The organism is Streptomyces sp. NPDC057697 (assembly GCF_042799335.1).
Taxonomy (GTDB): domain Bacteria; phylum Actinomycetota; class Actinomycetes; order Streptomycetales; family Streptomycetaceae; genus Streptomyces.
Genome location: NZ_JBHVJA010000014.1, coordinates 130,710 through 148,919 on the forward strand (window position 1 = coordinate 130,710; position 18,210 = coordinate 148,919).

An 18,210-nucleotide genomic window follows, 5' to 3' on the forward strand; every position below is an offset into this window, starting at 1 on the left:
ATCAGACGTACTCCGTGGGGATCACCGGCTCTCCGCGGGACAGCTGCAACGCCGACATCGGCAGCCCCGCCCGTGCCGCGATGTGCCGCTCGCGCGCCGCGTCCAGCGGCTCCCGGGCGATCACCTCGCCCTCCCGGACCAGCTCGACCAGCAGCTCCCGGCCGGCCAGCTCCGGGGGCACGGGGCCGGTGCCGACCACCTCCGCCTCGGCCACCCCGTGCTCGTCCAGCCGCCGCGCGGCCCACTTGCGACCGCCCATCGACGACTTCGCGCCGAGCGACTTCTTGGCGACCGGACGCAGCGGCTCCGCGGGATCGGCGGACCCGGCGCGGGCGACCAGCTTGTAGACCATCGAGCAGGTGGGCTGCCCGCTGCCGGTCACCAGCTGCGTGCCCACCCCGTACGCGTCGACCGGCGCCGCGGCCAGGGAGGCGATGGCGTACTCGTCCAGGTCCGAGGTCACCACGATCTTGGTCTCCGTGGCGCCCAGCTCGTCCAGCTGCTGCCGCACCCGGTGCGCGACCAGCAGCAGATCGCCGGAGTCGATCCGTACCGCGCCCAGCTCGGTCCCGGCGACCTCGACCGCCGTACGGACCGCCTCGGTGACGTCGTACGTGTCGACCAGCAGCGTCGTGCCCCGGCCCAGCGAGTCGACCTGGGCCCGGAACGCGTCGCGCTCGGTGTCGTGGAGCAGTGTGAAGGCGTGGGCGCTGGTCCCGACGGTGGGGATGTTGTAGCGGAAGCCCGCCGCGAGGTCGGAGGTGGTGTGGAAGCCGCCGATGTACGCGGCCCGCGCCGACGCCACCGCGGAGAGTTCATGGGTGCGTCGTGCACCCATCTCGATCAGGCCGCGCCCGCCGGCCGCGGCCGACATCCGCGAGGCCGCGGCGGCGATCGCCGAGTCGTGGTTGAGGATCGAGAGGATCACCGTCTCCAGCAGCACGCACTCGGCGAAGGAGCCCTCGACCCGCAGGACCGGCGAGCCGGGGAAGTACACCTCGCCCTCGGGGTAGCCCCAGATGTCACCGCTGAAGCGGTAGTCGGCCAGCCAGGCGAGCGTGGGCCCGTCCACGACGTCCTGCTCGCGCAGGAAGGTCAGCATCTCGTCGTCGAAGTGGAAGTTCTCCACCGCGTCCAGTACCCGTCCGATGCCCGCGAGGACGCCGTAGCGCCGCCCCTCGGGGAGCCGGCGCGTGAACGCCTCGAAGACCGAGCGCCGGTCGGCCGTGCCGGCCTTCAGCGCGGCCTGCACCATCGTGAGCTCGTACTGGTCGGTGAAGAGCGCGGTCGACGGCACACCGACCCGTCGCCCAAGGTCCGCAGAGTTCATGTTCCGGATGCTACCCCTATTTCGTCAGAGTGACGAGATCTCGGGTCGTTTGTGCGATGCGACCTCCCGGGTGGCAGCATGGGGTGGGTGAGTGTCGCCCCCACAGAGATCACGCGTCCCGAATCGGCCGAGGAGAGTCTTGTCGTCCCCGAGCCCGACGTTCCCTGGGTGACGCTGGTCCACAACGACCCGGTCAATCTCATGAGCTATGTGACCTACGTCTTCCAGGCCTACTTCGGCTACTCCAAGGACAAGGCGCACAAGCTGATGCTGGACGTCCACCAGAAGGGCCGCGCGGTCGTCTCCAGCGGCAGCCGCGAGGAGATGGAACGCGACGTCCAGGCCATGCACGGCTACGGCCTGTGGGCCACGCTCACGCAGGACCGCAACTAGCCCGGTCCGTCCCCCGCCCCGCCCGACCCACCATCGGAGAGAACCCATGGCCGGCCACTTCGAGGCCACCCCCGGCGGCGGCGCGGCCGTCGCGCTCGACGAGGTGGAGATCGCGATCCTGCGCTCCCTCGCCGTCCAGCTGCTGGAGCTGATCGGCCCCGGCGACGAACCCGCCGAGGGCGCGGACCCGCTCGCCGCCCTCTTCGCGGAGGGGCCCAGCGAGCCGCCCGCCGACCCCGCCCTGGCCCGCCTCTTCCCCGAGGCGTACGGCGACGAGGACGGCGAACTGCGGGCCGCCTCCGCCGAATTCCGCCGCTTCACCGAGAACGATCTGCGCGCCCGCAAGCGCGACGACGCCCTCGCCGTCGTACGCACCCTGGACGGGCTCACGGTCGCCGACGACGGCGGCGCCGTGCTGGAGCTGACCGGCGACGAGTGCCGCCACTGGCTCGGCGCCCTCAACGACCTCCGGCTCACCATCGGCACCCGGCTGGAGGTGTCCGACGAGGACGAGGGCGACTCCGGATCGCTCTACCGGCTCCCCGACAGCGACCCGCGCAAGCCGATGGTCATGGCCTACCTCTGGCTCGGCGCGCTCCAGGAAACGCTCGTGGAGACGCTGATGCCGTAGCGGCACCCGCCCGGCCCACCGCCGGACGCCCACCGCCGGCGACCCGGCGGAGGCTCGGACCCGCACGGCGGTCCCGTCACCCGAACGGCCTTCCTGCCGGGGCGGGGACCCCCTGTCCGCTTTCTACTGTGGTGTGCACCACATAACGTCCGGTGGCCCCCTCGGACGGCCGTGAGAAACCCTCATGGCCGCCCGGGGACGCCACACCTGTTTCCCGAGGGCGCCACGAGCCGGCCACCACCGGCGGCACTCCATCCGTATCCGGGGGGCTCAGGACCCGATGCGCGGCCCCGACGGCGCGGATCGGCGTGGAGAAAGGCGCGGCACATGACATCGGCACAGGTCGACCATGGGCAGGACGGCCGACGGCCCGCGGAAGTCGCGGACGCAGGCCCGGCGGGCGAGGGGTACCAGCGGGCCCTCGGTGCCCGTCAGATCCAGATGATCGCCATCGGCGGAGCCATCGGCACCGGACTCTTCCTCGGCGCGGGAAAGGCGATAGCCAAGGCCGGACCCAGCCTGATCCTGGCCTACTCCGTCGCGGGCCTGGTGATCTTCTTCATCATGCGGGCCCTCGGCGAACTCCTCATGTACCGCCCGGTCTCGGGTTCCTTCTCCGAGTACGCCCGTGAATTCGTCGGCCCCTTCGCGGGATTCGTCACCGGCTGGACCTACTGGCTCTTCTGGGTCGTCACCGGAATCACCGAAGTCACCGCGGCGGCCCAGTACATGACCTTCTGGTTCAGCGTCTCCCCGTGGGTCTCGGCGCTGGTCTTCACCGTCGTCCTCTACGGCGTGAACCTGATCTCGGTGAAACTCTTCGGCGAACTCGAATTCTGGTTCTCCATGGTCAAGGTGACCGCCATCGTCGGCATGATCCTCATCTGCGCCGGAATCCTCACCCTGGGCTTCTCCGACGCCGGGGACACCGCGTCCGTCACCCGTCTCTGGTCCGACGGAGGATTCTTCCCGCACGGCGTCAAGGGCACCCTGATGACCCTGCAGATCGTGATGTTCGCCTTCCTCGCCGTCGAACTCGTCGGCGTCACCGCGGGCGAGTCCAAGGACCCCGAGACCGTGCTGCCCAGGGCCATCAACACCGTGCCGTGGCGCATCGCCGTCTTCTACGTCGGCGCCCTCGTCATGATCCTCTCCGTGGTCCCGTGGACCGCGTTCTCGCCGGACGTCTCCCCGTTCGTCGAAGCCTTCGACCGGATGGGCCTCGGCCTCGGCGCCGGGATCGTCAACTTCGTGGTGCTGACCGCGGCGCTCTCCTCCTGCAACTCCGGCATGTACTCCACCGGCCGCATGCTGCGCGACCTCGCGCTCAACGTGCAGGGGCCGGCGCTCTTCACCCGGCTCACCCGCGGCGGCACCCCGCTCGTCGGAACCACCTTCTCCGCCGCCCTGATGCTCGTCGGCGTCTGGATCAACTACCAGTGGCCCGGCGACGCCTTCACCTACGTCGTCTCCTTCGCCACCATCTCCGGGATGTGGGCCTGGATCATGATCCTGGTCAGCCAGCTCCGCTACCGGCGCCTCGCCGACCGCGGCGTGCTCCCGCAGTCCGCCTTCCGGGCCCCCGGCGCCCCGTACACCAGCGTCTTCGCCCTGGCCTTCATCGCGGTGGTCGTCGTGATGATGGGCATCGACGAGGACACCAGGATCTCGCTGTACTGCGCCCCGCTCTGGGCCGCCCTCCTCGGGATCTCCTACCGGTTCCTCAGGTCACGCGACCCGGAGAACCGGGCCTTCGCCAGGAACTGAGCCGCCCCGGCACCGGCCGCCCCCACCGCCGTGTCCACCATGCGGGCTCGCCCGTACCACCCCTCGGTACACGTGGGGCCGCATGCCTATCCTGGCGCCATGCTGACCATCACCCAGGCCCTCCACGACCAGATCGTCGCGCACTCCCGCGCCGACCACCCCGACGAGGCGTGCGGCGTGGTCGCCGGTCCGGCGGGGACCGGCCGCGCCGAGCGGTTCATCCCGATGCTCAACGCCGCCCGCTCGCCCACCTTCTACGAGTTCGACTCGGCCGACCTCCTCAAGCTCTACCGCGAGATGGACGACCGCGACGAGGAGCCGGTGATCATCTACCACTCCCACACCGCGACCGAGGCCTACCCCTCCCGCACCGATGTCACCTACGCCAACGAACCCGGCGCCCACTACGTGCTCGTCTCCACGGCGGACACCGACGGGGCGGGACCCTTCCAGTTCCGCTCGTACCGCATCGTGGACGGCGAGATCACCGAGGAGGACGTCCGGGTCATCGAGGCCCACGAACCGGCCTGACCGCCGTACCGCCGGACATCGGCAGGCCGCCCCACCGGCCGGACGGGACCGGGTCCACCACGGTCCCGTCCGCCTGTCGAACGCCGGCCATCCACCAGGTGAGATCACACTCGGGATCACGGACCGGGAATCGATACGATGAGCGCATGGTTCCCCATGACGTGAGCGACAAGACGCCGGGCATGCTGCTCGTCGCGCGCCTGCACGTCGACCTGTGCAGGCTCTCCAGCGCGATCTGTACCTGCCGCCTGCCCGCCGGCCGCAAGGCCTGAGCCGGGCCCGCGGCCCCAGCAGCACACGTACACGCACCGACCCCCGCGCGGGGGCTGAGCCGCGCGCCCCACGCCACCTCTCCGCTTCCGACAGGAGCCCACGCCATGGCCATCGAGGTCCGCATCCCGACCATCCTCCGCACCTACACCGACGGCGCCAAGGCCGTCGAAGGCAACGGAGAGACCCTCGCCGACCTCTTCACGGACCTGGAGAGCCGCCACAACGGCATCCGCGAGCGCATCGTGGACGGCGACGAACTCCGCCGCTTCGTGAACGTCTACCTCAACGACGAGGACGTCCGCTTCCTCGACGGCATCTCCACCAAGCTCAGCGACGGCGACAACGTCACCATCCTCCCGGCCGTCGCCGGCGGCATGAACTGATGCGGTACGACAGCCCGCTCGCCGCGGTGGGCAACACCCCGCTCGTCCGCCTGCCGCGGCTGTCACCCTCCGACGAGGTCCGCATCTGGGCCAAGCTGGAGGACCGCAACCCCACCGGCTCGATCAAGGACCGCCCCGCGCTCCACATGGTCGAACAGGCGGAGAAGGACGGCCGGTTGACCCCCGGCTGCACCATCCTGGAGCCCACCAGCGGCAACACCGGCATCTCGCTCGCCATGGCGGCCAAGCTCAAGGGCTACCGCATCGTCTGCGTCATGCCGGAGAACACCTCCCAGGAGCGGCGCGACCTGCTCGCCATGTGGGGCGCCGAGATCATCCCCTCCCCGGCGGCGGGCGGCTCCAACACCGCGGTGCGCGTCGCCAAGGAACTGGCCGCCGAGCACCCCGACTGGGTCATGCTCTACCAGTACGGAAACCCGGACAACGCGGGCGCCCACTACGCCACCACCGGCCCGGAGATCCTGGCCGACCTCCCGTCCGTCACCCACTTCGTGGCGGGCCTCGGCACCACCGGGACGCTCATGGGCGTCGGCCGCTACCTGCGCGAACACAAGCCGGACGTCAAGATCGTCGCAGCCGAGCCGCGCTACGACGACCTGGTCTACGGGCTCCGCAACCTCGACGAGGGATTCGTCCCCGAGCTCTACGACGCCTCGGTCCTCACCACCCGCTTCTCCGTCGGCTCGGCGGACGCCGTCACCCGCACCCGCGAACTCCTCCAGCAGGAGGGCATCTTCGCCGGAGTCTCCACCGGCGCCGCGCTCCACGCGGCGATCGGCGTGGGCAACAAGGCCGTCAAGGCGGGGGAGAGCGCCGACATCGTCTTCGTCGTCGCGGACGGCGGCTGGAAGTACCTCTCGACGGGCGTCTACACGGCCCCGACCACGGCAGCGGCCATCGAAACACTCCACGGCCAGCTCTGGGCATGACCCCGGCCCGGCGGCGGGAAGGGCGGGGGCGCACCGGCAGGAACCGGAGCCGCCCCGGCCCGCCCCCACCGACCGGACCCGGATCGCCCCGCTACGCCCCGCCCCGCCGGACGCGCTGGAACCCAGCCCGTCCGGCGTTCGCGTGTCCGGCCTCAGCCGAGCCCCCGCACCCGCTCCCACACCGACGCGTCCACGACACCCACCCGCCGCCGGAACCCCCGCACCGCGACCTTCCGCAACTCGTCCGTCTCCAGGAAGCTCGCCCGGCCCCGCGCGTCGCCCACCGTTCCTGCGGGCAGCGCGATCACTCCGGGGCGCTCCGCGTGGTGCTTGCTGGTGATCTTCGCGACAAGCACCGAGTCGCCCCGCACCGACAGCACCAGACAGGGCCGGTCCTTCGCCCCGGGCCCGTCCTCGTACGGCACCTCGGCCCACCAGATCTCGCCCGCCCGCGGCCGCCGCTCCGGCCCCGCCCCGCGCCCGGGGCCCGCCGGCGGACGGGTCCGTCCGCCCGGACGCCCACCGGAGCGCCGTTCCGGCGCACCGCCCGGCCCGCCGGAACGGCCACGGGGCCGGCGGCCGCTCCGCCCCCGGCCATCGGCGACCGCCGCGACCAGCGCGAGCAGCACGACAAGAACGAGCGCGATCCACCACCACCAGGACATGTCCATGCTCCGACCGTACCGGCGGTCCCGCCGCTTCCATCGAACCGGTGACAGCGCAGGTGAGTTCCCCCACAACGGACGGCCGTGGAGGAGCGACCGGCTGTTTCGCGCCTTACGCTCGACAAACCGCTCAACAGACCGCACGGACCCTCCCCGTTCCCACGTCTCGGAGGTTCACGCTCCATGAAGCTCACCGTCGTCGGCTGCTCCGGCTCGTTCCCGTCCGCGGGATCAGCGTGTTCGAGCTACCTCGTAGAGGCCGACGGCTTCAGGCTGCTCCTCGACATGGGCAACGGCGCCCTCGGCGAGTTGCAGCGCCATGTCGGTCTCTACGACCTCGACGCCATTTTCCTCAGTCACCTCCATGCCGATCACTGCATCGACATGTGCGCGTACTTCGTCGTCCGCTACTACCGGCACGACGGGGGCCGCCCCGCCCCCCTCCCGGTCTACGGCCCGGACGGCACCGAGCAGCGGCTGACCACCGCCCACGCCGACACTCCGTCCGAGCACGCGATGAGCGAGGTCTTCGACTTCCACACGCTGAAGCCCGGATCGTTCGAGATCGGCCCCTTCTCGGTCCGTACGGAGAAGGTCTGCCACCCCGTCGAGACCTTCGCGATCCGCATCGAGCACGGCGGCCGCTCGCTGGCGTACTCCGGCGACACGGGGACCTGCGAGGCCCTGGACGAACTCGCCGAAGGGGTCGATCTGTTCCTGTGCGAAGCATCGTTCATCCACGGCAAGGAGGACATCCCGGACCTCCACCTCAACGGCCGCGAGGCGGGCGAGACCGCCGCCCGTGCCGGAGTGGGCCGCCTCGTCCTGACCCACATCCCGCCGTGGACCGACGCGGGCCGCAACCTGGCGGACGCCCGCACGGTCTTCCACGGACCGGCGGAGGTGGCGGTGCCGGGAGCGGTGTACGAGATCTAGCCTTTCGTCCGGACATGCGCGAAGCCCTCACCTCCCGTCGTGGGAGATGAGGGCTTCGTCGTACGGCCGGGCGGGGCCTACTTCGCCTCGGCCTTGAGGAGCTCGGCGAGTTCCTCGTCGGACTCACGGCCCGGAGTGGGCAGGTTGAACCGGGTGATCGCGAAGCGGAAGACCGCGTAGTAGACCACCGCGAAGCAGAGGCCGACCAGCACCAGCAGCCATGGCTTGCTCGCGATGCCGAGGTTCAGGAAGAAGTCGACGGCACCCGCGGAGAAACCGAAGCCGTCCTTCATCCCGAGCCCCCAGGTGAGGGCCATCGAGACTCCGGTGAGCACCGCGTGGATCGCGTACAGCACCGGGGCGATGAACATGAACGTGAACTCGATCGGCTCGGTGACACCGGTCACGAACGCGGTGAGCGCCAGCGAGAACATCATGCCGCCGACGACCTTGCGGCGCTCCGGGCGGGCGCAGTGCACGATCGCGAGGCAGGCCGCCGGGAGGGCGAACATCATGATCGGGAAGAAGCCGGTCATGAACTGTCCGGCCGTCGGGTCACCGGCCAGGAAGCGGTTGATGTCGCCGCTCTTGCCGTGGTACTCACCGGCCTGGAACCACGGGAACGAGTTCAGCAGGTGGTGCATGCCGACGGGGATCAGCGCACGGTTGGCGACGCCGAAGATGCCCGCGCCCACGGCGCCCGAACCGACCAGCCACTCGCCGAAGTTGTGCAGCCCGGTGCCGAGCACGGGCCAGATGTATCCGAAGACGACACCGATGACCAGACCGGCGAAGGCGGAGAGGATCGGGACCAGGCGGCGGCCGCCGAAGAAGCCCGCCCAGGCGGGCAGCTTCGTCCGGTAGAACTTCTGGTAGAGCAGCGCCACGACGATGCCCATCACGACACCGCCGAGAACCTTGGCGTCCACGGGGGCGTCGACCATGACTATCTTGCCGTCGACCACCGTGGCGACCTGGGGAAGGTTGCTGTCGGTGAAGGTGGCGAGCACCTTCTGGAAGACCAGGTAGCCGGTGACGGCGGCGAGCGCGGTCGAACCGTCCGACTTCTTGGCGAAGCCGATGGCGATGCCCACGGCGAACAGCAGCGCCATGTTGTCGAGGATGGCGTTGCCACCCGCGTCCATGAAGCTCGCGATCTTGGTGATGAAGTCCGGGAACGAGGCCCTGCCGAGCATGTCGTCGTGGCCGAGGCGCACCAGGAGCGCGGCCGCGGGCAGCACCGCGACCGGCAGCATGAGGCTGCGGCCGATGCGCTGCATGACCGACATCACGCCGGCACCCTTTTTCTTGCTGACCGCGGGCGCGGTGTCTGCCGTGGACATCAACTTCCTCCATGGGGCAAGGCGCCGCCCAGGTCGTTGAGGGGGGAGGCGGCGACTCGACAATCGCGACAGAACGCCGCGTGGTCTGGACCACTCAGTGGTGTAGACCAGTTGTAGCACGGTGAGGTACGGATAAGGAACCTACGCATCCCGACTACTTCGCATGAGTTATCACCGACGCTCGGTGACATGCCGAAGGCCCCCGGACCGCAGCGGTCCAAGGGCCTTCGGGGGTCTGCTCGGGACGGGCTCGTGACCCGTCCGACCTGCTATTTCGTGAGGTTCCTCTCGATCTCTTCCTCCACCTCGTCGGGCTCGCGGCCCGGTGTCTGGAGGTTGAACCTGGTGATCGCGAACCGGAAGATCGCGTAGTACACGGCGGCGCAGACCAGTCCGATCGGAATGATCAGCCAGGGTTTGGTCGCCAGGCTCCAGTTGATGACGTAGTCGATCAGCCCCGCCGAGAAACTGAAGCCGTCCTTCACTCCGAGCGCCCATGTCACCGCCATCGAGACACCGGTCAGCACCGCGTGGATCGCGTACAGCAGGGGGGCGACGAAGAGGAAGGAGTACTCGATGGGCTCGGTGATGCCCGTCACGAACGAGGTCAGCCCGACCGAGAGCATCATGCCGCCGACCGCCTTCCGGCGGTGCGGTTTGGCGCAGTGGTAGATCGCCAGCGCCGCCGCGGGCAGGGCGAACATCATGATCGGGAAGAAGCCCGAGGTGAACTGCCCGGCCGTCGGGTCGCCCGCCAGGAACCGGTTGATGTCACCGTGCACGACCGTGCCGTCCGGCTTGGTGAAGTCGCCGAACTGGAACCAGACGAAGGTGTTCAGGAACTGGTGGAGGCCGATGACCAGCAGTGCGCGGTTGGCCAGACCGAAGATGCCGGAGCCCACCCAGTCCAGGTCCACCAGCCACTTGGAGAAGCTGGTCAGGCCGTCGCCGATCGGCTGCCACAGCCAGGCGCACAGGCCCGCGAAGAGGAGGCCGACGAACGCCATGATGATCGGCACGAGGCGGCGCCCGTTGAAGAAGCCCAGCCAGTCCACCAGCTTGACCCGGTGGTACCGCTGCCAGAACCAGGCGGACAGCAGGCCCATCACGATGCCGCCGAACACCCCGGGGTTCTGGTACTCGGCGGCCGTGACCTTGGCGTCGCCGGTCACACAGGTGCCGAACCAGGTGCCCCCCGAGGTGAACGTCGAGCCCGGGGCGCAGTCCACCGGGAAGGCGTGCAGCACCGCGTAGTAGACGAGGAAGCCGGCCACCGCGGCGAGCGCGGTCGAGCCGTCGGACTTCTTCGCCATGCCGATCGCGACACCGATGCAGAACAGCAGCGGGAGGCCGAGTCCGGAGTCGAGCAGCGCACCGCCCGCGGCCGCGAAGACCTTGGCGATGTTGTTCCAGCCCAGCCCCTCGTCGCCGAATACGTCCGGCTGGCCCAACCGGTTGAGAATGCCGGCCGCCGGCAGCACGGCGATCGGGAGCTGGAGGCTGCGGCCCATCTTCTGGAGGCCCTGGAAGAGGCCGTTCCACCATGTCTTCTGTGGCACGGCGGCGCTGCTTGAGCTCATCGGCGTCCTCCCGGAACACGGCGCGGTCGGCGGTCGTTGCAGACTGGTGTAGACCAGTTGAGGTACGGTGCGTAACCCGCCTGGAAGACAGGTCACCAGTGATCGTCATCATTGGGGACGGTCCGGCCACCCGCCCGCGAAGCTGGGCCAAACGTGCGTTACGGTGACGAAACGGACCCAGGGTGGGCCGTCGCACGCATGGGAACAACCAGGGAGAAGGCCATGGCCAGCAAGGCTGAGAAGATCGTCGCCGGGCTCGGCGGTATCGAGAACATCGACGAGATCGAAGGCTGCATCACCCGCCTCCGCACCGAGGTCCACGACCCGAGCAAGGTCGACGAAGCCGCGCTCAAGGCCGCCGGAGCCCACGGCGTCGTCAAGATGGGCACCGCGATCCAGGTCGTCATCGGCACCGACGCCGACCCCATCGCCGCCGACATCGAAGACATGATGTGACCGGCCACCGAACCCACCGCTGAGCCCACCGCTCGGCCCCCGTACAGGCCCCGCCGCCCTCGGACGGGGCCTGTGCCGTACCCGTACGGAGGGGGGACCGGGTCCGCCCTTGCACCCGGACGGCGGGGGACTGGGTCCGCCCTTGCACCCGTACGGAGGGGGACCGGGACCGCCCTCGCACCCGAACGGCCGCCACCCCCGCACCCGGACGGCGGCGGACCGGGCCCGCCCTTGCACCCGCACGGCGGGGGGACCGGGACCGCCCTCGCACCCGAACGGCCGCCACCCCCGCACCCGATAAAGTCGACGCCATGTCTTCTCGTATCGACGGCCGCACCCCCGAACAGCTCCGCCCCGTCACCATCGAACGCGGATGGAGCAAGCACGCCGAGGGCTCCGTGCTCGTCTCCTTCGGCGACACCAAGGTCTTCTGCACCGCCTCCGTCACCGAAGGCGTCCCGCGCTGGCGCAAGGGCAGCGGCGAAGGCTGGGTCACCGCCGAGTACTCCATGCTGCCCCGCTCCACCAACACCCGCGGCGACCGCGAGGCCGTACGCGGCAAGATCGGCGGCCGCACCCACGAGATCAGCCGCCTCATCGGCCGCTCCCTGCGCGCCGTCGTCGACTACAAGGCGCTCGGCGAGAACACCATCGTCCTGGACTGCGACGTCCTCCAGGCCGACGGCGGCACCCGCACCGCCGCCATCACCGGCGCCTACGTCGCCCTCGCCGACGCCGTCACCTGGGCCCAGCACAAGAAGATCGTCAAGCACGGCCGCAAGCCGCTGACCGACACCGTCTCCGCGATCAGCGTCGGCATCGTCGACGGCACCCCCCTCCTCGACCTCTGCTACGAGGAGGACGTTCGCGCCGAGACCGACATGAACGTCGTCTGCACCGGCGACGGCCGCTTCGTCGAGGTCCAGGGCACCGCCGAGGCCACCCCCTTCGACCGCAAGGAACTGGGCGCCCTCCTCGACCTCGCCACCACCGGCTGCGCCGACCTGACCGCCATCCAGCACGAGGTCCTCGCCCACGCCCTGGGCGAGTAGCCCCCACGTCCCGCGGGGGCCACGGGCCGGCGGGCCGCAAGTGGCAAGTCGCGGGTCACAAGTCGCGGGTCACAGGTAAAGAAGCAACCAAATACGCACCACAGCGCGTCGTTACGAACACGGGCGCACGGGTCGAACCGTGCGCCCGTCCGCGTATCCGCACCCGGGGAGGAACCGCACCATGGCCAAGGCCGCACGCCACCGCCGCATCACCGTCGCGCTGACCCTGACCGCCCTCACCCTCACCGCCGCCGCGGGCTGCGGTGCCGTCGACAAGGCGCTGGACTGCGTCCGCACCGCCGACGCCATAGCCACCAGCGTCGACAACCTCCAGCAGGCCGTCTCCAACGCCACCAGCGACCCCACCCAGGCCTCCGAGGCCCTCGACGACATCCAGAAGTCGCTCGACGATCTCGGCGACAAGACCGACAACGCCGACCTCGGCAAGGCCGTCGACGACCTCCAGGCGGGCGTCGGCAACGTCCGCGACTCCCTCGACAAGGGCGACGCCACCCCCGACATCACCCCGGTCACCGACGCCGCCACGGAGATCGGCAAGGTCTGCACGCCCTGACCACCCCCGATACTGGTGGCATGACCCGCCTCATCCTTGCCACCCGCAACGCCGGGAAGATCACCGAACTCCACGCGATCCTCGCCGACGCCGGTCTCACCCATGAGCTCGTCGGCGCGGACGCGTACCCCCACATCCCCGACGTCAAGGAAACCGGCGTCACCTTCGCCGAGAACGCCCTGCTCAAGGCCCACGCCCTCGCCGAGGCCACCGGCCTTCCCGCCGTCGCCGACGACTCCGGCCTCTGCGTGGACGTACTCGGCGGCGCCCCCGGCATCTTCTCCGCCCGCTGGGCCGGCACCCACGGCGACGACCGGGCCAACCTGGACCTGCTCCTGGCCCAGCTCTCCGACATCGACGCACCCCACCGCGGCGCCCACTTCGCCTGCGCGGCCGCCCTGGCCCTCCCCGACGGCACGGAACGCGTGGTCGAGGGCCGCCTGACGGGCACCCTGCGCCACACCCCGTCCGGCACCAACGGCTTCGGCTACGACCCGATCCTCCAGCCCGAGGGCGACACCCGCACCTGCGCGGAACTGACCCCGGCGGAGAAGAACGCGATCAGCCACCGGGGCAAGGCGTTCCGGGCGCTGGTGCCGGTGGTGCGGGAGCTGGTGGGGTGAGATATGGCAATGGGCCGCCTTGTGGGGCGGCCCATTGCCATGTGCGGCCGGTGGGATTCGAACCCACACGGGATTTCTCCCACGGCGTTCTAAGCGCCGATCGTCTACCGTTCCGACACGGCCGCCTGCTGCATCATCGTATCGGGCAAGGCGCCGAGTAGGGGAGAGGGTTTGTCAACGGAGGCTTCGGCGGCGCCCCCTCGGCACCAGGTGTCTGTGATGGCGTGGCAGTTGGGGCACAGCAGCCGCAAGTTCTCGGCGCGGTCGTCGCTCCAGTCGCCGTTGATGTGGTCGATCTCCAGGGTCAGGGGCTTTTCCTGCCAGCGCGGACCGGTTCCACACTCCGCGCACCTCTGGGGTACGCCGGTCTCAGCAAGCGCCCGCCGCAGCATCGTGGTCCTTGTACGATGCGTGCCCTCGTGCTTCACCAATATCGCTTCGGGGCGCTTCGTTGGCGTTGTGCCCGGTAGACCGCGTTGATGAGCCTGGCCCAGGAAGTGTGTGGTCGTGAGGCCGTCTTCGGTGATCCACTGGCGCAGCAGGGCTCGCTGCCGCTGGTTGTCCGGCCGATCGAGCGCGCGGAGCAGCTCGGCAAAGGAACGAGAGCCTGTCACAGCCTTGTGGAGGGTGCTTGCTGACGGACGAGTGGCAGCGCTGCCGGAGACGTGTGGGCGGAAGTGCGAGATGTCGATGTCGAAGTGGGCGAAGCGCCGGAGCAGATATCTCCTGAGCTTGCCGTACGGGCGTGTCCCGAAGAATTCGATGACCGCGTCAATGTCGGAATGCCGCTCCGCCGCCTCGATCAGCAGCTCGCGCGTGTACTTGGGGCTCTGGCTCATGTGTCACCGACTTCTGCGCGACGCCCCTTGGCGCGACCGCGGTATGTGTCGGTCACCGAGTGGCAGTTGGGGCACAGCAGCCGCAGATTTTCCAACCGGTTGTCGCGCCAGTCGCCGTTGATGTGATCTACCTCAAGAGGTAGCGGTCGGTCGCGCCACATTGGTTCTGTGCCGCAGACCGCGCACCGCTGCGCAACGCCGAGCGCGGCCATGGCGGGCTTGAGGCGGGCACCAGGAGTGCGGCGGGCGTGCGGTGAACGGTCCTCCACCAGAAGTTCGCGGGGTGTGCGGCGGGGCCGCTTCGCCCCGGTTCTCGGCGGCTGGGCGAAGTGTGACGTGTCCAGGCCGTACGTCTTGATGCGGCGACTGATGTTGGTGTGGTGTCCGCCCACCGCCTCAAGGCCGAGGCGCCGCAGTACCTCATGCACGCTTTTCGAGGCAGCGACCGCAGGCTCAAGAATCTCCCTGGTCCAGCGAGAGCCTTCGCGTTCGAAGTGCTTGGTTTCTATGCCCAACTTTCGCATGCGTTCGCGGATATAGCTCCGCGTCGGGCTTTTCGGGTCCACTCCGAGCTTTGTCAGTGCCTCGGACAGGGTTCGCGAGGACGAGGCCGCCTCTGCGAGCCGTTCTCGTGTGTACGGGCTTTCCGGCACGTCCCCTCCGTATCCGGCCGCGTGTTCGTGGCCTCGTACGGATCAACGAGTCATTTATCGGTGTGTCACGTCCGATGTCCGACAAGATGTGGAACGTCCCGCGCCGCTTCGGGGACAGCTGAAGCGGCACGGACCATTCCGTGCGGAGTGCGGCCGTCCTGGTCGCCCGGGACCATCCCCCAGGTCAGAACTTCGGATCCGGTGTCTGGGAGGCGCACAGTTCTGCCGCCTCCTCCTCCGTCTCCACCGACGGAGGGGAACCGGCCAGCGGCTTCTGGGCGGTCTCCTTCATGCAGGCCACCGCGATCACGCCGACCAGGGCCGCCGCCATCGCGTAGTAGGCGGGCATCAGGTTGGTGCCGCTCCAGCTGATCAGGGCCGTGATCACCAGCGGGGTCGTGCCGCCGAAGAGGGAGGCCGAGAGGTTGTAGCCCACCGAGAGGGAGCCGTAGCGGACGTGGGTGGGGAAGAGGGCCGGGAGGGCGGCGGACATGGTGCCGAGCATGCAGACCAGGGAGAGGCCCAGCATCAGCATGCCCGTCGTGACGGCCGGGATGCTGCCCTGGCGGATGAGGAGGAAGGCGGGGAGGGACAGGAAGAAGAAGCCGAGCATGCCGGTCATCAGGAGCGGCTTGCGGCCGAAGCGGTCGGAGAGCTTGCCGACCTGGCTGATGATCAGCATCAGGAAGACCATCACGGCGAGCAGGACGAGCAGACCGTGGGTCTCGCTGTAGTCGAGTTCGTCGGAGAGATAGGTCGGCATGTACGACAGCAGCATGTAGTCGGTGATGTTGTACGCGCCGACCAGGCAGATGCAGAGGATCAGCGTCGGCCAGTACTGGCGGAAGATCTTGCCCAGGTCGCCCTTGGCCGTGGTCTCGACGCCGTCGGCGGCCTCGGTCGCGTGCGCGGTGCCGCCCTCCAGCTTCTGGAAGGCGGGGGTCTCGTCGAGGCGCAGCCGCAGATAGAGGCCGACCAGGCCGAGGGGGCCCGCGACGAGGAACGGTACGCGCCAGCCCCAGGCCTCCATCTGGCCGGAGTCCAGGACCGCGGTCAGCGCGGTCACCAGTCCGGCGGCGCCGACGTAACCGGCCAGCGTGCCGAATTCGAGGAAGCTGCCGAAGTAGCCGCGCCGTTTGTCGGGGGCGTACTCGGCGATGAAGGTGGAGGCGCCGCCGTACTCGCCGCCGGTGGAGAAGCCCTGGACCAGGCGGAAGAAGATCAGCAGGACGGGGGCCCAGAGCCCGATGGAGTCGTGGGAGGGGATGACCCCGATCGCGAAGGTGCCGACCGCCATCATGATCATGGTGAGGGCGAGGACCTTCTTGCGGCCGATCTTGTCACCCATGGGGCCGAAGAACATTCCGCCGAGGGGCCGTACGAGGAAGGCGACGGCGAAGGTGGCGAAGGAGGAGAGCAGCTGGGTGGTGTCGTTCCCGGACGGGAAGAAGACATGGCCCAGGGTGACGGCCAGGTAGGAGTAGATCCCGAAGTCGAACCACTCCATGGCGTTCCCGAGCGATGCCGCCTTCACCGCCCGCTTGACCGCCCGGTCGTCGGTGACGGTGATGTCCGTCCGGCGCAGCTTCGGATTCTTCCGCTGCCGGATGGCGCGGAAGAGGGCCGGGTGCCGTTTGACCGCTTCCGGATCGGCCGCCTGATGGGGGTCGGAGGCCGCCATGGCCGGGTCCTTTCCTCGGGTGGATGTTCCAGAAAGGGCTTCTGCGCGGTCATGGCGGCTGCAAACCGGTTCGATGACCGATTGGGACGTCCCTCACATCGGCTCGGCCGTCCGGGGCGGTCCTCGACGGGCCGGGGCCGGGGTCAGATGCCGAGGTCCCTGATGATCTTGGCTACGTGGCCGGTGGCCTTGACGTTGTAGAAGGCGTGCTCGACCTTGCCCTCCTCGTCCACGACGACCGTGGAGCGGATGACGCCCGTCACCGTTTTGCCGTAGAGCTTCTTCTCTCCGAAGGCGCCATAGGCCTCAAGGGTCTCCTTGGACGGGTCGCCGACCAGGGTGACCTTGAGGTTCTCCTGTTCGCGGAACTTGGCGAGCTTCTCGGGCTTGTCCGGGGAGACGCCGATGACGTCGTATCCGGCGCCGGCGAGCAGCTCCAGATTGTCGGTGAAGTCGCAGGCCTGCTTGGTGCAGCCGGGGGTGAGGGCGGCCGGGTAGAAGTAGACGATGACCTTGCGGCCCTTGTGCTCGGCGAGCGAGACCTCCTTGCCGTCGGCGTCGGGAAGGGTGAAGGCGGGGGCGGTGTCGCCGGGCTGGAGTCGCTCGCTCATGGTTCTCCTCGGGTGGCGCGTGGGGTGTACGGGACCGAGCGTAATAGGGGTGCCGCCGGGTGCGCGGGCGGTCGAGCTGACAGACTGTCGACGAAGGTTTACCGGACGAGGACCACGGAGGCGGCGCAGTGTCGGATGCCAGGACCCCTGCGCAGATCGAGGCGGACATCATCAGCAGGCGCGAGCAGCTCGCGGTGGTGCTCGATGAGATCGGGGTGCGGGTGCACCCGGATACGATCATGGGTGAGGTGAAGGCCAAGGCCGTCGAGGCCGTGGACCGGACGGCCGGGCGGGCGTTCGTCGCGGTGAACCGGGCGGTGTCGGACGTGAGGGCACAGTTCGTGTCCGAGGACGGCGCCCCGCGGATGGAGCGGGTGATTCCGGCGGCGCTGCTCGCGGTCGGTGTCGTGGGTCTGGTCGTGGCGTCGAAGCGGCGTCGCAAGGGCTGACGCGCGGTCCGTGCACCCCGGAGGGGTGCGCGGGCGCGACGGGCAGGTAGGTTGCGGGGCGTGAGCGAGAACACCGACGACAAGCTGCCCATTCGCATGCTGCACGACCGTGTGCTGGTGCGGTCCGATACGCCCGAGGGCGAGCGGCGTTCCGGCGGCGGCATCCTGATTCCGGCGACGGCCGCGGTCGGCCGCCGGCTGGCCTGGGCCGTGGTGGTCGCCGTGGGCCAGAACGTGCGGACGGTGGAGCCGGGCGACCGGGTGCTGTACGACCCCGAGGACCGTGCCGAGGTCGAGGTGCGTGGTGTGGCGTACGTGCTGATGCGTGAACGCGATCTGCACGCGGTGGCGGCGGACCGGTTCGAGGGCTCGGTGGATTCGACCGGGCTGTATCTGTAGACCACGAGGTCTGTAGTCCACGAGGTCTGTAGACCATGAGGTCTGTGGCCCACGAGGTCCGCGGCTCCTGACGTCTGTGGCCCACGAGGTC

Annotated in this window: 22 protein-coding genes and 1 tRNA gene; 14 read left to right on the forward strand and 9 right to left on the reverse strand. The window is 69.4% G+C overall.

The features are described from left to right. Position 1: 1 nt before the first annotated feature. Entirely contained in the window at positions 2-1,330 is a 1,329-nt protein-coding gene (locus ACFVFH_RS29865; RefSeq protein WP_383774268.1) for a nicotinate phosphoribosyltransferase, read from the reverse strand. A gap of 78 nt (positions 1,331-1,408) precedes the next feature. On the opposite strand from ACFVFH_RS29865, the gene clpS reads away from it, so the two are divergent. From clpS to ACFVFH_RS29900, 7 genes are all read left to right on the forward strand, one after another. Continuing rightward, complete coding sequence (gene clpS / locus ACFVFH_RS29870; RefSeq protein ID WP_124723297.1) at positions 1,409-1,723, forward strand: ATP-dependent Clp protease adapter ClpS; 315 nt, start codon at positions 1,409-1,411, stop codon at positions 1,721-1,723. A 46-nt stretch (positions 1,724-1,769) separates the two neighbouring features. After that, positions 1,770-2,354: a DUF2017 domain-containing protein gene (locus tag ACFVFH_RS29875; RefSeq protein ID WP_383774271.1), complete on the forward strand. Its 585-nt coding sequence runs from the start codon at positions 1,770-1,772 to the stop codon at positions 2,352-2,354. A 327-nt stretch (positions 2,355-2,681) separates the two neighbouring features. Next, a complete protein-coding gene (locus tag ACFVFH_RS29880; RefSeq protein WP_383774272.1) occupies positions 2,682-4,121 on the forward strand; it encodes an amino acid permease in 1,440 nt (479 codons plus the stop codon). A 99-nt stretch (positions 4,122-4,220) separates the two neighbouring features. Next, complete coding sequence (locus ACFVFH_RS29885) at positions 4,221-4,652, forward strand: Mov34/MPN/PAD-1 family protein (RefSeq protein WP_383774274.1); 432 nt, start codon at positions 4,221-4,223, stop codon at positions 4,650-4,652. 146 nt (positions 4,653-4,798) lie between these two features. After that, positions 4,799-4,924, forward strand: coding sequence for a putative leader peptide (locus ACFVFH_RS29890; protein WP_256088703.1), 126 nt, complete (start codon positions 4,799-4,801; stop codon positions 4,922-4,924). 105 nt (positions 4,925-5,029) lie between these two features. Next, positions 5,030-5,308: a MoaD/ThiS family protein gene (locus ACFVFH_RS29895; RefSeq protein ID WP_383774276.1), complete on the forward strand. Its 279-nt coding sequence runs from the start codon at positions 5,030-5,032 to the stop codon at positions 5,306-5,308. Continuing rightward, entirely contained in the window at positions 5,308-6,258 is a 951-nt protein-coding gene (locus ACFVFH_RS29900) for a PLP-dependent cysteine synthase family protein (RefSeq protein WP_383774278.1), read from the forward strand. The genes ACFVFH_RS29895 and ACFVFH_RS29900 overlap by 1 nt, the downstream gene beginning before the upstream one ends. Before the next feature lie 152 nt (positions 6,259-6,410). Here ACFVFH_RS29900 and ACFVFH_RS29905 read toward each other — a convergent pair whose 3' ends face one another. Then, on the reverse strand, positions 6,411-6,923 hold the full coding sequence (locus tag ACFVFH_RS29905; protein WP_383774416.1) for a type II toxin-antitoxin system PemK/MazF family toxin: 513 nt from the start codon (positions 6,921-6,923) through the stop codon (positions 6,411-6,413). A 183-nt stretch (positions 6,924-7,106) separates the two neighbouring features. On the opposite strand from ACFVFH_RS29905, the gene ACFVFH_RS29910 reads away from it, so the two are divergent. Next, positions 7,107-7,859, forward strand: a complete 753-nt coding sequence (locus ACFVFH_RS29910; RefSeq protein ID WP_383774280.1) for an MBL fold metallo-hydrolase — start codon at positions 7,107-7,109, stop codon at positions 7,857-7,859. Between the two features lie 77 nt (positions 7,860-7,936). Here ACFVFH_RS29910 and ACFVFH_RS29915 read toward each other — a convergent pair whose 3' ends face one another. Both ACFVFH_RS29915 and ACFVFH_RS29920 read right to left on the reverse strand, forming a co-directional pair. Next, positions 7,937-9,202: a PTS transporter subunit EIIC gene (locus ACFVFH_RS29915; RefSeq protein WP_383774282.1), complete on the reverse strand. Its 1,266-nt coding sequence runs from the start codon at positions 9,200-9,202 to the stop codon at positions 7,937-7,939. A 269-nt stretch (positions 9,203-9,471) separates the two neighbouring features. Continuing rightward, positions 9,472-10,782, reverse strand: a complete 1,311-nt coding sequence (locus ACFVFH_RS29920; RefSeq protein ID WP_383774284.1) for a PTS transporter subunit EIIC — start codon at positions 10,780-10,782, stop codon at positions 9,472-9,474. 222 nt (positions 10,783-11,004) lie between these two features. On the opposite strand from ACFVFH_RS29920, the gene ACFVFH_RS29925 reads away from it, so the two are divergent. The 4 genes from ACFVFH_RS29925 to rdgB all read left to right on the forward strand — a co-directional run bounded on the left by ACFVFH_RS29925 (position 11,005) and on the right by rdgB (position 13,487). After that, a complete protein-coding gene (locus ACFVFH_RS29925; protein WP_014156020.1) occupies positions 11,005-11,238 on the forward strand; it encodes a glucose PTS transporter subunit EIIB in 234 nt (77 codons plus the stop codon). Between the two features lie 311 nt (positions 11,239-11,549). Continuing rightward, the gene (gene rph / locus ACFVFH_RS29930; protein ID WP_383774286.1) at positions 11,550-12,290 is read left to right on the forward strand and encodes a ribonuclease PH; all 741 of its coding nucleotides are present in this window, start codon (positions 11,550-11,552) and stop codon (positions 12,288-12,290) included. A 181-nt stretch (positions 12,291-12,471) separates the two neighbouring features. Continuing rightward, the gene (locus ACFVFH_RS29935) at positions 12,472-12,864 is read left to right on the forward strand and encodes a hypothetical protein (RefSeq protein WP_383774288.1); all 393 of its coding nucleotides are present in this window, start codon (positions 12,472-12,474) and stop codon (positions 12,862-12,864) included. A 20-nt stretch (positions 12,865-12,884) separates the two neighbouring features. Continuing rightward, positions 12,885-13,487, forward strand: coding sequence for an RdgB/HAM1 family non-canonical purine NTP pyrophosphatase (gene rdgB / locus ACFVFH_RS29940; protein WP_329198218.1), 603 nt, complete (start codon positions 12,885-12,887; stop codon positions 13,485-13,487). Between the two features lie 42 nt (positions 13,488-13,529). Here rdgB and ACFVFH_RS29945 read toward each other — a convergent pair. From ACFVFH_RS29945 to bcp, 5 genes are all read right to left on the reverse strand, one after another. Beyond that, positions 13,530-13,612: transfer RNA gene (locus tag ACFVFH_RS29945), tRNA-Leu, on the reverse strand. Next, positions 13,592-14,326: an HNH endonuclease signature motif containing protein gene (locus tag ACFVFH_RS29950; protein ID WP_383774290.1), complete on the reverse strand. Its 735-nt coding sequence runs from the start codon at positions 14,324-14,326 to the stop codon at positions 13,592-13,594. The genes ACFVFH_RS29945 and ACFVFH_RS29950 overlap by 21 nt, the downstream gene beginning before the upstream one ends. Further along, positions 14,323-14,979, reverse strand: coding sequence for an HNH endonuclease (locus tag ACFVFH_RS29955; protein WP_383774292.1), 657 nt, complete (start codon positions 14,977-14,979; stop codon positions 14,323-14,325). The genes ACFVFH_RS29950 and ACFVFH_RS29955 overlap by 4 nt, the downstream gene beginning before the upstream one ends. A gap of 184 nt (positions 14,980-15,163) precedes the next feature. Next, positions 15,164-16,660, reverse strand: a complete 1,497-nt coding sequence (proP, locus tag ACFVFH_RS29960; RefSeq protein ID WP_383774294.1) for a glycine betaine/L-proline transporter ProP — start codon at positions 16,658-16,660, stop codon at positions 15,164-15,166. A 143-nt stretch (positions 16,661-16,803) separates the two neighbouring features. After that, positions 16,804-17,271: a thioredoxin-dependent thiol peroxidase gene (gene bcp / locus ACFVFH_RS29965; RefSeq protein WP_383774296.1), complete on the reverse strand. Its 468-nt coding sequence runs from the start codon at positions 17,269-17,271 to the stop codon at positions 16,804-16,806. 128 nt (positions 17,272-17,399) lie between these two features. Between bcp and ACFVFH_RS29970 the strand changes: the two genes are divergently transcribed. Beyond that, on the forward strand, positions 17,400-17,720 hold the full coding sequence (locus ACFVFH_RS29970) for a DUF3618 domain-containing protein (protein WP_383774298.1): 321 nt from the start codon (positions 17,400-17,402) through the stop codon (positions 17,718-17,720). 60 nt (positions 17,721-17,780) lie between these two features. Then, positions 17,781-18,119, forward strand: a complete 339-nt coding sequence (locus ACFVFH_RS29975) for a co-chaperone GroES (RefSeq protein ID WP_030923137.1) — start codon at positions 17,781-17,783, stop codon at positions 18,117-18,119. Positions 18,120-18,210: the final 91 nt, after the last annotated feature.